The sequence below is a fragment of the Clostridium sp. LXY-7 genome, from assembly GCF_056172015.1.
Genome location: NZ_JBLLJL010000001.1, coordinates 899,436 through 912,058 on the forward strand (window position 1 = coordinate 899,436; position 12,623 = coordinate 912,058).

Annotated in this window: 13 protein-coding genes; 12 read left to right on the plus strand and 1 reads right to left on the minus strand. The window is 29.0% G+C overall.

Translation table 11 applies throughout. The features are described 5' to 3' along the window. The first annotated feature begins 11 nt into the window (after window positions 1–11). The 8 genes from ACI48Q_RS04265 (at window position 12) to ACI48Q_RS04300 (ending at window position 7,975) form a co-directional block, all read left to right on the plus strand. A complete protein-coding gene (locus tag ACI48Q_RS04265) occupies window positions 12–1,967 on the plus strand; it encodes a GTP-binding protein (RefSeq protein WP_474917804.1) in 1,956 nt (651 codons plus the stop codon). A gap of 109 nt (window positions 1,968–2,076) precedes the next feature. After that, window positions 2,077–2,691 (plus strand): class I SAM-dependent DNA methyltransferase, encoded by a 615-nt coding sequence (locus tag ACI48Q_RS04270; protein WP_474917806.1) that lies wholly within the window; start codon window positions 2,077–2,079, stop codon window positions 2,689–2,691. A 485-nt stretch (window positions 2,692–3,176) separates the two neighbouring features. Beyond that, window positions 3,177–4,181, plus strand: coding sequence for a hypothetical protein (locus tag ACI48Q_RS04275; RefSeq protein ID WP_474917807.1), 1,005 nt, complete (start codon window positions 3,177–3,179; stop codon window positions 4,179–4,181). A 33-nt stretch (window positions 4,182–4,214) separates the two neighbouring features. Beyond that, window positions 4,215–4,766 carry a GNAT family N-acetyltransferase gene (locus ACI48Q_RS04280; RefSeq protein WP_474917808.1) on the plus strand — a complete coding sequence of 184 codons (552 nt, stop codon included), beginning with the start codon at window positions 4,215–4,217 and terminating at the stop codon, window positions 4,764–4,766. A gap of 85 nt (window positions 4,767–4,851) precedes the next feature. Continuing rightward, window positions 4,852–5,526, plus strand: coding sequence for an HD domain-containing protein (locus tag ACI48Q_RS04285; protein WP_474917809.1), 675 nt, complete (start codon window positions 4,852–4,854; stop codon window positions 5,524–5,526). A gap of 88 nt (window positions 5,527–5,614) precedes the next feature. Further along, entirely contained in the window at window positions 5,615–6,046 is a 432-nt protein-coding gene (locus tag ACI48Q_RS04290; RefSeq protein ID WP_474917810.1) for an NUDIX hydrolase, read from the plus strand. Next, window positions 6,039–6,890 carry a hypothetical protein gene (locus ACI48Q_RS04295; RefSeq protein ID WP_474917811.1) on the plus strand — a complete coding sequence of 284 codons (852 nt, stop codon included), beginning with the start codon at window positions 6,039–6,041 and terminating at the stop codon, window positions 6,888–6,890. The genes ACI48Q_RS04290 and ACI48Q_RS04295 overlap by 8 nt, the downstream gene beginning before the upstream one ends. A 314-nt stretch (window positions 6,891–7,204) precedes the next feature. Further along, entirely contained in the window at window positions 7,205–7,975 is a 771-nt protein-coding gene (locus ACI48Q_RS04300; RefSeq protein ID WP_474917812.1) for a DUF2087 domain-containing protein, read from the plus strand. Between the two features lie 39 nt (window positions 7,976–8,014). On the opposite strand, the gene ACI48Q_RS04305 is transcribed toward ACI48Q_RS04300, so the two are convergent. After that, window positions 8,015–8,767 carry a 3'-5' exonuclease gene (locus ACI48Q_RS04305; protein ID WP_474917813.1) on the minus strand — a complete coding sequence of 251 codons (753 nt, stop codon included), beginning with the start codon at window positions 8,765–8,767 and terminating at the stop codon, window positions 8,015–8,017. A gap of 131 nt (window positions 8,768–8,898) precedes the next feature. Between ACI48Q_RS04305 and ACI48Q_RS04310 the strand changes: the two genes are divergently transcribed. The 4 genes from ACI48Q_RS04310 (at window position 8,899) to uraA (ending at window position 12,618) form a co-directional block, all read left to right on the plus strand. Further along, the gene (locus tag ACI48Q_RS04310; RefSeq protein ID WP_474917814.1) at window positions 8,899–9,735 is read left to right on the plus strand and encodes a class I SAM-dependent methyltransferase; all 837 of its coding nucleotides are present in this window, start codon (window positions 8,899–8,901) and stop codon (window positions 9,733–9,735) included. Between the two features lie 22 nt (window positions 9,736–9,757). Beyond that, window positions 9,758–10,480 carry an EcsC family protein gene (locus ACI48Q_RS04315; protein ID WP_474917815.1) on the plus strand — a complete coding sequence of 241 codons (723 nt, stop codon included), beginning with the start codon at window positions 9,758–9,760 and terminating at the stop codon, window positions 10,478–10,480. 81 nt (window positions 10,481–10,561) lie between these two features. Then, window positions 10,562–11,086, plus strand: coding sequence for a putative ABC transporter permease (locus ACI48Q_RS04320; protein WP_474917816.1), 525 nt, complete (start codon window positions 10,562–10,564; stop codon window positions 11,084–11,086). Window positions 11,087–11,328: 242 nt separating this feature from the next. Further along, entirely contained in the window at window positions 11,329–12,618 is a 1,290-nt protein-coding gene (gene uraA, locus ACI48Q_RS04325) for a uracil permease (RefSeq protein WP_474917817.1), read from the plus strand. Window positions 12,619–12,623 lie beyond the last annotated feature (5 nt).

Below are 12,623 nucleotides of genomic sequence, written 5' to 3' on the forward strand. Positions count from 1 at the left end.
GAGGTGCTAAAATGAAGAAAACTATAGGATTATTAGCTCATGTAGATTCTGGAAAAACTACATTAGCTGAAGAGTTACTTTATATAACTAATAGTATAAGAACTAGAGGAAGGGTAGATCATAAAGATGCTTTTTTAGATAATAACATCATAGAGAGAGAAAGAGGTATTACAATATTTTCAGAGCAAGGAGTTTTTAAATATAAAGAAGATACCTATTATTTAATGGATACTCCAGGTCATGTAGATTTTTCACCAGAAATGGAGAGAGCAATGCAGATTATGGATTATGCTATTATCATAATAAGTGGAGTTGAAGGGGTACAGGCACATACAGAAACAGTGTGGAGGTTACTTAGAAAGCATCAGATTCCAACTTTTTTCTTTATAAATAAAATCGATAGGGAAGGTGCAGATGATAAAAGAGTATTAAAAGAGATAAGGGCTAAGCTTACAGAGGATGTTTGTTTTATTGATAGAGAACTAAATAATAAAGAGATGTCGGAAGAGCTTATAGAATTTATTGCAGAAAGAGATGAAAGCCTTCTTCAGAAATATTTAGAAGGAGGATATGAAGAAGGGTTATGGTTAAGTTCTATAAAAATAATGATTAAAGAAAATAGAATATTCTCATGTCATAGTGGTTCAGCTCTACAGCATATAGGAATAGAGAAATTTATAAAAAATCTTCATGAATTAACCTATACAGAATACAGTGATGAAGGCAGATTTGAGGGTAGAGTATTTAAAATACGCCATGATGAGAATGGAGGTCGAATAACTTATATAAAGGCTGTTAAAGGAAATTTACGAGTTAAAGAGGAATTAACTTATGGACGTGAAGATAATAGATTATGTGAAAAAATTAATCAAATAAGAATTTATAATGGAAGTAAGTTTAAAACTGTTGATAAAATTTCCGCAGGAGAAATTTTTGCAGTTACAGGATTATCTACTGCAATGGTTGGAGATGGAGCTGGTGAATTAAGCGAGAGAATTAACTATGAATTAATTCCAACTTTAAAGTCTAAGGTTATATTTCCAAGGAATATAAATGTGAAAGAAGTTCTAGGGTATTTTAAAATTTTAGAAGTAGAAGATCCTATATTAAATGTAGCTTGGGATGAAAGATTGCAAGAAATACAGGTTCAAATTATGGGAGTAATTCAACTTCAGGTTTTAAAGGATATTATTGAGGAGCGATTTAATTTATTCGTGGAGTTTGGTTCCTGTGAAATTCTCTATAAAGAAACTATTAGGTCTCAAGTTGTGGGTTATGGACATTTTGAGCCATTAAAACATTATGCTGAGGTACATCTTAAGTTAGAAGCTATGGAGAGAAATAGTGGTATAACATTTGAGAGTAAATGCCATTCAGATAATTTAACTAATGGAAATCAAAACTTAGTTCGTACTCACATTTATGAGAGAGAGCATAGAGGGATATTGGCAGGTTTTCCGTTGACAGATGTAAAGGTAACCCTTTTAACTGGAAGATCACATAATAAGCATACCAGTGGAGGGGATTTTAGAGAAGCAACCATTAGGGCATTAAGGCAAGGGTTGGAAAAAAGTGAAAATGTAATACTTGAACCTTATTATCAGTTTAGGATAGAAGTTGAATTGGATTATATGGGGAGGGTATTATCAGATATACAAAGATTCAATGGTACCTTTGAGGCACCAGAAAATTTGGGGGACAAAGTGATTATAAAGGGGAGAGGACCTGTAGCTACATTTATGAACTATAGTATAGAATTCATTTCATTTACTAAAGGTAAAGGAATCCTTAGTTTTATTTTTCAGGGGTATGATTATTGTCATAATGAGGAAGAAATTATTAAAAAAGTAGGGTATAATAGAAATGCTGATCCAGAATACACCTCAAGTTCTATATTTTGTTCTAAAGGTCAGGGTTTTATAGTAGAGTGGGATAGAGTAGAGGAATATATGCATTGTTTAGAGTAAGAATAATTTCTAATTTTAAATAGTATGTTCTTATTTCAATTCAATTAAGGTGTAGAAAAAGTAGCAGGACACTTAAATAAAAATACTTAACTTTGAAAGGAATTTAATTATGGAATTTGATAATTATGCTAAAACTTGGGATAGTGATAAAAGAATTGTTAGAGCGAAAACTATAGCAGAAGAAATGATTGGTTCGATAGAAAATAGTGGACAAAGTTCTGCCATGGAGTTTGGATGTGGAACTGGGCTTATAAGCTTTAATATCTATGATAAATTTAAAAGTGTTGCCCTTGTGGACTCTTCGGAAGAGATGATAAATATATTAAAGTCTAAAATCAATAAGTATAATGCAGATAATATGACACCATATCTTTTAGATTTATCTAAGGGAGACGTATTACAGAATAAATTTGATGTTATTTATAGCTCTATGGTATTACATCATATTGATGACATTGAGGGTATAATTGAAAAGCTTTATGGACTTCTTAATAGTGGTGGATGTCTATATATAGTTGACATAGATGAAGAAGATGGTAGCTTTCATAAAAATTATCCAGAATTTAGAGGTCATAATGGATTTAATCAAGAAGCTTTAAAAAATATTTTAAGTAAGGGTGGCTTTAACGATATAGAATCAAATACTTTTTATTATGATCATAAGATTATAGAAGGAGAAAAAATTGATTATTCATTGTTTTTAATAAAAGGTAAAAAAAATTAATCATATTATAATCTATGATTTAATCTTTAGGATGAAAGAATCTTAAATTATATTTTTTATTATAAATTCCAAGGTATGATAAAATAAAACCATAAAACCATAAAACCATAAAACCATAAAACCATAAAACCATAAAACCATAAAACTATAAAAGAAGATATAGATTTCATACAGGATAGAGCTACTTTGATATGAGATTATACTTTGAGCCTGTGTAAAAAATCCTCATTTGATGTTTGTAACATTGAAGTGAGGATTTTATATTATTTATGGTATAAATAACTAAAATTTACTTATATATGGTAAAATTGTTGTAAACTCATTTAAGAGGAGGATATGGTATGAATCGGCTGATATTTATAATAACTATGGCAACATTTTTATAAATGATTTCAGTCCTAAAACATCATGGCATTTAAGTGATGGTTGGAAATTTAAAAGATTATTTAATTACCTTATTGAGAAAAAAATATGGAGGAAGAGAAATGTATTTTAGGGAATATATATTTAATCTAGTATTCTTTTCAATGGCATCTATAGTATTATCAATAAGTCTTTGCTATTTACTTTACCAAATAGTTATGGTAAAGATGCAAAAGGAAAAAAAGAAGATTGAAGTATCAAATTGGAGAATTATTTTGATACTGATATTTGGAGCAATCACAATGATTAGAACTATACCTAATGGCAATATATTTGATGTTTCCATCTCAATTTTATTTTTCAGTGCAGGAATTCATTTATATCAGTATAATTTTATATTAAAAGATGGAATGTTTATAAAGGGGAGATTTATTCCTTGGAGTAGAATAGAAAATTGGGATTATAAAAAGAATAATTTTTATGAAATAAAGATAAGTTATTTATCAGGTAAAAAGGGCATTAAACCAAAAGAGATAGCTTTTGGTTTAAGTGAAAGTATTATGTTAGAATTAGAAAACATATTAAAAGATAAAATTGATAATAGAGCTTATGATATAAGTTTTAATGTGGATAAATTTGGGATAAATAAGGAAATAAAAATATTCTTATCCATGTTCTTAGTTCTATTCATAATAATGGCTATGCTTGGAGTATATAGAACCTTTAAGTTTAAATCTATAAATCAGGTATTAAAAGAAGCCTTTAAACATACCCAAACCTCTACCGTAGCAGTTTGGTATGAAGGGAAGCATACAAAAGCTAATGAGTATGAGATGAATTTTGATTTAGGGATAACAGGAAGAGAAAATAAAATAGAAGAACTTCATAATTATTTTGATACTTTTCAGTTAGGAAGAATTCAATATAAAGACCTATCTTATGATGCAATAATGGGAAAAGCATATCGGATAGAGCTTAATAAGTTAAATGGAAGTATAGAAGTTTTAATTTCTAAGGAAACTCCATTAATAGAAATTACTCATAATAGAAAGACTAGAAGTTATTTTATTTATAAAGGACCAGAGAATTTAGAGTTTATAAATATATTTGGAGAGAGCATAGATTAAATTTTAAAAATAATTTTTACAGAGGAGAGTACAATGATTAAAATTATAGAAGATAGTTTACCAATCAAAATTTCAGATAAATACACAGTTAAATATATTAGTAAAGCTGATACAGAAGCTCTTTTTCAGCTTTATAGTAATGAAAAGATAGCAAAATATGTGGTAAGGAAAGTACACAAATCTATAAATGATACTGAAGAATTTATAAAAATTATAGAACAGCGTATGAAAGTCGGAAATAATCTATACTTGGGAATTTATGATGAATATTTAAAAAAACTTATAGGTGTAGTAAGATTTCTAAAAAAAGAGGAGTTAGGAGTTTTGACTTTAGGATATGCGCTAAATGAGGATTATTGGGGACGTGAAATATTACCAATGGTAGTTAATAATTTAATAGAGCTTATTAAATTAGAAGGAGAGTATTTTAGGCTTAGAGCAACTATAAGACTAGAAAATATTAATTCCCAAAAGTGTATAGAGAAGCTTGGATTTAATTTTCAAGAAACCATTTTAAAGAGTGAAATTATAGAGGATAAAGAAATTGCAACTGAGAGATTGCTATATTATAGAAACTTAGTATAAAAAATAAGAATATATCCTATTGAAAACAGAACACATGTTTGTTATGATAATTTATGTAATCATTGTAATTTATTTGGAGGTATATATGAATATTAATGAGAGACATAAAAAAATCATGGACATTGTTAAAGAGGAATTAACTTGCTCAGCACACAATTTAGATCATGTATTTAGAGTTTATAATTTATGTTTATTAATTGCAAAATATGAGAGAAATGTAGATTTAGAAGTACTTATCCCAGCAGCTTTACTGCATGATATTGCAAGAGTAAAGGAAAGTGAAGATAAAACAGGAGAAATTGATCATGCAATTTTAGGAAGTAATATAGCAGAAGATATTCTTAGAAATTTAGAATATGAAGATGAAAAAATTAACAGTATAAAGCACTGCATTACCGCTCACAGATTCAGAACTGGAAATGAGCCAAAAACCATAGAGGCTAAAATACTTTTTGATTCAGATAAACTTGACGTTATTGGCGCTGTGGGGATAACTAGAACTTTTATGTTAGCAGGACAATTTGGGCAAAGGATAATTATAGATAGTTCTATAGGAGATTATATTAAAGATAACACCGTAGAAAATGGAAGGCTAAAGGATGTATCAAAACACACTCCTTTTATTGAATATGAAATAAAATTTAAAAAGATACCAGAAAAGTTATATACAAAAAAAGCAAAAGAAATTGGCGTTAAAAGATTGAATTTTATGGATGAATTCTTTAAAAAATTAAAGCTAGAAATGGAAGGAGCACAATAAATTGAATTAAATTAATCCTTAGATTATAGGTAACTAGGGATTTTTTTATATATACATTGAAAAAAACAGGATATGGAGATGATGATTTATGCTTAAAATTAATTTTTATAATTTAGATGAAATAGAAGAGAGTAAATTAACCTTTGTAGTTATGATGGCACGGTATAGGGATAAATGGGTGTTTGTAAGACATAGACAAAGGATCACATGGGAGATTCCAGGGGGTCACATTGAAAAAAATGAGAAAGTATTAGAGGCCGCATCAAGAGAATTGCAGGAGGAAAGTGGTGCAAGAGAGTTTAAATTAACTCCTATATGTATTTATTCAGTAGAGAGATTGGATGATGAGTCTTATGGTCAGCTTTTTTATGTAGAAATCAGTGAAATGGGACAACTACCAGATTCTGAAATTGGAGAAGTAAGGTTGTTTGATGAAATGCCTGATAATTTAACCTATCCACTAATACAACCATTTTTATATGATAAGGTCATAGAAATGAGAGCAATTAAAAATGATTAATTATTTTTCAAGAAAAAATTATCCACAGAATCAAACAGAGGCTGAGGCAAAGGCAAAAGAATTGGGATTTGAATCTCTGTTATGTATAACCGAAAGTGAAATATTTATGGGAAGAAGTAAATCTGGAATATGGTGTGTAGGTGTACCTAAAGATTATAAAAGAATAGCATTAAATGTTAAATATGAAAATAACAATGGAAGAAATAATATTATATGGTCAAAGTTTGTTAAAGACTTTCAGAATTTTAATAAACAACTTAAGAGTTATATAGAAAATAGTGAAGAATTATATTTAATTGATGATGAAGAGCTATTATGTCATTCTACACCATTAGAGAGTTTTATAGATATTTTACATGATGGAAAGCTACTTAGTTATAGCCAATTAAAGAAAGAGGAAAAGCATATAAAAAGTGTTAGAGATCTATTAGGAGAGCCAATTGATTACTTTGAATATATAGATTTATGTACTGCTGAGAGTGTTAACTCTGAAATTGTTGTGGCATCTAAGCAGTATGGGAAAATTCCAGATGATGTTAATATAAAATATAAGCCAGGTGTTAGAATATATTTTAGAGGTAGGAATTTAAAGAAGATACTTGGATTTGAAAGTGATGGATTACATATATCTATGGTACGAAATGAGTTAGATTTAGGAATAAGCTATGCTATTGTGGTACCAGATAGGGATGAATTTCAAAGATATATAATAAAGAAAAATATTAATATTTGCGATTATATAAAAAATAAAATTATATATCTAGAAAAAAAGCAATTTTGGACACCTATAGAATTTATAAAGCAGTGTAATAATGTAGTTAAGAGGATTAATTCCAAGGAATGAATATTTTATATGTGAGCTTTATAACAATATAATTGAAGATCCAGATAGTAAAATACCTTTCATAAAAGTAGAAGGAGAATATAGGTTTAGTAAGCAAGCTATAGACTAATGAATGAGATCAGGAGCAATTATAAAATAAATATATCATTATAGCTGTACATGAATTAAAGAAGTTTCTAGAATTAAATATATGATTCTAGAAATTTTTTCATATCTTACATTAATCGAAAATGATAAACTTATGGCAAAATAGTTTATACAAATATAGACAAAATAAATAAATGTTTATATAATGTATTTGAGAGGTGATTTTTATGGAAGGTAACTTAAATGAATTATTTTGGAGTTCAACCATTGAGGAAATAAAGAGGGGATATACTGAAAGTGAAGAAACTTTGCAATGTATAATTTGTGGAGAGATTTTTACAAAAGGAAAGATATACAATATTCAAGATGAATTATATGATGCAAAAAAAGCAGCAAGACTTCATATAAGAAGTAGCCATGAATCTATGTTAAAATATCTACTAGAAATGAATAGAGATTTTACAGGACTAACAGGATCACAGCAAGAGCTTCTACTATTATTTTCGAGAGGAATGTCAGATAAGGATATTTCTAGTAAATTAAAAATAGCTCAATCAACTATAAGGAATCATAGATATAAACTTAGAGAAAAAGAGAAACAAGCAAGATTATTTCTATCAATGATGGAACTCCTTTCAGAGAATACGAATAAGGAGATAAATACACTTGATAGGGACGTTATCTGTGATGCTCATAAGACTGCTACCACCTTAGATGATAGATATAATATAACAGAGGCTGAAAAATTATCTACTATTAAAGCACACATCACTGAATATGGAGCTTTAAAGAATTACCCATCAAAAGAAAAGAAAAAGATAATTGTATTAGACCATATAATGAAAAACTTTAAGAGAGACACTATGTACTCAGAAAAAGAAATAAATAGAATTTTAAAGAGAATTTATGAGGATTATGCTACTTTAAGAAGAGCGCTTATTGAGTATGGATTTATGGATAGATCAGATGATTGTAAGAATTATTGGGTAAAAGAATAAATAGATTTAAGCTGTTGATAGTATTTTTGTCAACAGCTTTTATGGTGATCTATGTTTTTGGAATTGATTTGTTTTCCCCATAATATAGGCTAGTTTAATTATAGATATTTCTTCTTCAGTCATTTGACGATTATACATTTTTTCAAATTGTTTTATCAATCCTTCAGTATCAAGGTCTTCTTTTTGTTGAGATTTCCTAGAGATTTTATTAAATGTGTATGTAGTTGGTTTCATAGAGGGACTATAGATTCTCTTAAATACTTCTACTGTATAGTGTGCATCACTAAGTGCATTATGAAAATCATCATTTATAGGTATGTTTAATAGTTCAACTGAGGTGCGTAATCCAATACTGGATCCCTTGGGAGAGTTAAAGTAGGTAGAGGCATGCTTTTGAATATTTATATATTGTTTAGGAATATTCTTTGAGGAAAGCTGATAATAGATTATATTTCTAAACAATTCCTTTATATCTATAACACCCCATACACAAAGTATAGTTTCTTCATTTCCTAGAAAGGTTAGTAAATCTTCATAAGCATCTTCAAAATCTTCACCATGGCTTAATTCTTTAGTGGATAGGTTGGTTATCTTTTCAACATAGGGGTGGAGAACTGGGTAAATTTTGGGTTTAATAATTTTATTTAAAGTAGAAATAATATTAAAATCTTCATCTAATTTTACAGCTCCAATTTGAACTATTTCAAAGGGACATTTAGGATTAGAATCATTATAATGAGGATTATCATTATATCCTTGATTAAACTCTAAATCATATATTAAATATTGCATATTTAAAATCTCCTAATATATTATTAATTCATTGTGATATAATAGTTACATTAATTTTACCCTAAATAATTAATTTATATAAGTGTAAAATTAAAATTAAGTGTTAACTATAAAAGACAGGAGGATTTTAGATGAGTGATCATATAGATATAGAAGAGTTAAATGAAAGAGAAAGTATAATCATAGATAATAAGGTTTGTATAGATTCAAATGAGGAGGCTTGGAACAAGAGCTATGAGGCATGGATTCAGAGATTTGGAGAGCCAAGAGAGGCGGCAGAGAAAATTAAAGACAATCCAATAAAACCTCTTTCTGTACTTTATGAAAAGTTTGGAGATATTAAAGGTAAAAAAATTATGAACTTGATGGGATCTAATGGAAACAAAGCCGTAGCATTAACTTTGTTAGGTGCAGAGGTGAGTGTAGTTGACTTTTCAGAGGGAAATAGGAGATATGCTATGGAACTTGCAGAGCAGGCTCAGGTTAAGATTAATTATATATTGAGTGATGTGTTAAATATTCCATCGGGGGAACTGAAAGAAGATTATGACATAGTTTTTGCAGAAATGGGTATATTGCATTATTTTACAGATCTATCTCCATTTATAAATGTAATATATAAGCTATTAGCACCTAATGGAATATTTGTGCTTAGAGATTTTCATCCAGTATCAACAAAGCTTATTACTTCAAGAGGAAGTACAGCAAAGGTTCGTAAACATAAGGTTACAGGAGATTATTTTGATGTCTCCTTAGAAGAAAAGGAAATAGCTTATTCAAAATATTTAAAACATGGGGAAGAATCTAAGAAAGTGATGCTAAGAAAGTGGAATATTGGAGAAATTGTTACCGAAGTAGCTAATGGAGGTTTAGTTATTAAATCATTAACAGAAGAGCCCAACTTATCTTCGGAAATGTTTGATAAGGGAATACCAAAAACTTTTACCTTAGTTGCTAAAAAAATATAAAATCAGATGTAAGGGGATATATATGAACTCATATGAAAGTATAGTATATGGAGAATTACAGCATTGGAAAAAGAAAATGACCAAAAGGCCAAGTATAGGAGGCACAATATCTAAAAAGGCACAAGATAAAATTAATAGCTACATCCCAGAAAAATTTCATAGTATAATTACTGAAGCTATAAAGAATATGGTTAAGGTCGTTATCTTTGGTTCAGAGTATACTACTATGGAGCCTATATTTTATGCCCCATTATCCTATAGGGAAACATTAGTTAAAGAGAAAATAGGCTTTTATAAGAAAGCTGCAACTATAAGTGGAGCAAGTACGGGGGCAGCGGGATTTGTAGCAAGTATGGCTGATTTCCCAATACTTATAGGCTTTAAAATGAAACTTTTATTTGAAGCGGCAAGCATATATGGTTATGATGTAGCAAATTATACTGAGAGATTATACATACTTTATGTATTCCAAATTGCCTTTTGTAGTGATAAAAGAAGAATAGAAGTATTTAATATTTTAAACAATTGGGAAGATTATTTAAAGACTCTGCCTAAAGACAAGGAAAAATTTGATTGGAGAACTTTTCAACAGGAGTATAGAGATTATATAGATTTAGCTAAGCTACTTCAGATAGTACCTATTATAGGAGCAGCAGTGGGAGCTGTGGCAAACTATAAATTAGTTGAAAAGCTAGGATATACAGCTATGAATACTTACAGATTAAGATATTTTAAACAAACATAGAAATATAATTATAAAGTATAAATAAATACATTAAAAAAAACTAATACTAATACTAATTCATTAGTAAAGGTAGGGATATAAATGTATTTAGTTATGTTAATGTTATTTAATTTTGTAATTTACTCGTTGTTTGGGTGGATATTAGAGAATGTATATTGCTACTTCATAAAAGGACATTTTCAAAAGGATGGATTTCTAGTAGGGCCTTTTAAACCAATGTATGGATTTGCATTAAGCTTCTTAATAGCTTTCAAGATTATTTTTAATCCTAATATATTTGTTATGTCTTTATTATGTCTAATAATACCAACCACTGTAGAATATTTAAGTGGATATATGTTAAAACAGAGCTTTAATAAAACTTATTGGGATTATTCTAATTTAAAATATAACTTTCAAGGATTAATAAGTGCAAGATTTTCTATATATTGGACAGGGTTGAGTCTACTTACAGTTTATTATATACAGCCCATTATAAATTCATTTTATTATAGATTGATTAATGCATGGGTAATTATAGTTCCTATAATAACTATAGAAATACTATTAGACTTAATGTTTAGCGTAAATGAATTAAAAAAATTCCAAAAATTATCAGAAAACTAAAGTAGATGAATTATACATTGTAGTTAGATAGGGGTTTATACTTAAATTTTATATTTAAATATAAATCTCTTCTAATTTTATAAATTATTATTTTTAAAAAGATATAAAAGATTATTACAATTTAAAACATTGAAATGGGAAAATTTATTTTAATGTTATATATTGAAATAATCATCAGAAGGTGATATATTTTATCAAGAGCTTTAATTTAGTCCAGCGAGACTAAGAAGGAGGTAATAGTTATGATAAATATAGATAAAAATTCAAGTACAATTGTGGATGTAGGTGAAAAACTTCCACTTACAAAAGCAATTCCGTTAAGTGTTCAGCATTTATTCGCCATGTTTGGTGCATCGGTTTTGGTTCCCATTTTGTTTAACATTGACCCAACTACGGTATTATTTTTTAATGGTATTGGAACATTGCTTTATGCTTTTATAACAAAGAAAAGTATTCCTGCTTATTTAGGATCTAGCTTTGCGTTTTTAGCGCCAGTATTTTTACTCATGAGTGAAGGATATAATTTTCAAACCATTCAAGGTGGGTTTGTTATTTCAGGATTAGTATTTTCTTTAGTGGCAATGGCTGTGGGTTATGCAGGGACGGCATGGATAAATAAGCTTTTTCCACCAGCAGCTATGGGAGCTATTTTAGCTATAATTGGACTGGAGCTAGCACCTACTGCAGCAGATATGGCTGGCTTTGCAGTGGGAGGGACAAATTCTCCTGTAATGAATGGTCAGTGGATAACAATATCTATGATTACATTGATTACAGTAATACTATGTAATGTATTATTAAAAGGATTTTTAAAAGTAATACCAATATTAATTGGAGTAGTCACAGGGTATGTAACAGCATGTTTTATGGGTGTAGTAGATTTTACAGCAATAAGAGAAGCTAGCATATTTGTTGTACCTCAAGTAAAATTAGCACATTTTGATTTTAAAGCTATAGTTACGATTTTACCTGCTACCTTTGTGGTAATAGCAGAACATATAGGTCATTTAAAAGTAACAAGTAGCATCGTGGGAAAAGATCTTTCAGAGAGTCCAGGCCTACATAGGTCTTTGCTAGGGGATGGTCTATCTACTATGATTTCAGGTATGTTTGGTTCAGTACCAACCACTACTTATGGTGAAAATATTGGAGTTATGGCATTAACAAAGGTATATAGCGTATATGTTATATGTGGTGCAGGGTTAATATCCATAATACTTGGATTTTCAGGTAAACTATCAGCTTTAATAAGTAGTATTCCAACTCCTGTAATAGGGGGAGTTAGTTTCCTACTGTTTGGGATTATAGCTACATCAGGGCTTAGAACCCTTATAGAGGGAAAAGTAGATTTTTCTAAATCAAGAAATTTGATACTTACTTCTGTTATATTAATTGTTGGACTCAGTGGAATAAAGGTGGTCTTAGGTACTGTAGAATTAAAAGGAATGGGCTTAGCTACTATAGTAGCTATAATACTTAGTATAGCATTCATGGTATTTGATTATTTAGGAATAATGAATGAAGAAGAATAAACTAT

Bases quoted from the DNA above. Each gene is read 5' to 3' on its own strand.
- ACI48Q_RS04320 (WP_474917816.1), top strand. From the start codon at position 10,562: ATGTATTTAGTTATGTTAATGTTATTTAATTTTGTAATTTACTCGTTG.
- ACI48Q_RS04275 (WP_474917807.1), top strand. From the start codon at position 3,177: ATGTATTTTAGGGAATATATATTTAATCTAGTATTCTTTTCAATGGCA.
- ACI48Q_RS04300 (WP_474917812.1), top strand. From the start codon at position 7,205: ATGGAAGGTAACTTAAATGAATTATTTTGGAGTTCAACCATTGAGGAA.
- ACI48Q_RS04295 (WP_474917811.1), top strand. From the start codon at position 6,039: ATGATTAATTATTTTTCAAGAAAAAATTATCCACAGAATCAAACAGAG.
- ACI48Q_RS04285 (WP_474917809.1), top strand. From the start codon at position 4,852: ATGAATATTAATGAGAGACATAAAAAAATCATGGACATTGTTAAAGAG.
- ACI48Q_RS04290 (WP_474917810.1), top strand. From the start codon at position 5,615: ATGCTTAAAATTAATTTTTATAATTTAGATGAAATAGAAGAGAGTAAA.
- ACI48Q_RS04280 (WP_474917808.1), top strand. From the start codon at position 4,215: ATGATTAAAATTATAGAAGATAGTTTACCAATCAAAATTTCAGATAAA.
- ACI48Q_RS04305 (WP_474917813.1), bottom strand. From the start codon at position 8,767: ATGCAATATTTAATATATGATTTAGAGTTTAATCAAGGATATAATGAT.
- ACI48Q_RS04315 (WP_474917815.1), top strand. From the start codon at position 9,758: ATGAACTCATATGAAAGTATAGTATATGGAGAATTACAGCATTGGAAA.
- uraA (WP_474917817.1), top strand. From the start codon at position 11,329: ATGATAAATATAGATAAAAATTCAAGTACAATTGTGGATGTAGGTGAA.
- ACI48Q_RS04310 (WP_474917814.1), top strand. From the start codon at position 8,899: ATGAGTGATCATATAGATATAGAAGAGTTAAATGAAAGAGAAAGTATA.
- ACI48Q_RS04270 (WP_474917806.1), top strand. From the start codon at position 2,077: ATGGAATTTGATAATTATGCTAAAACTTGGGATAGTGATAAAAGAATT.
- ACI48Q_RS04265 (WP_474917804.1), top strand. From the start codon at position 12: ATGAAGAAAACTATAGGATTATTAGCTCATGTAGATTCTGGAAAAACT.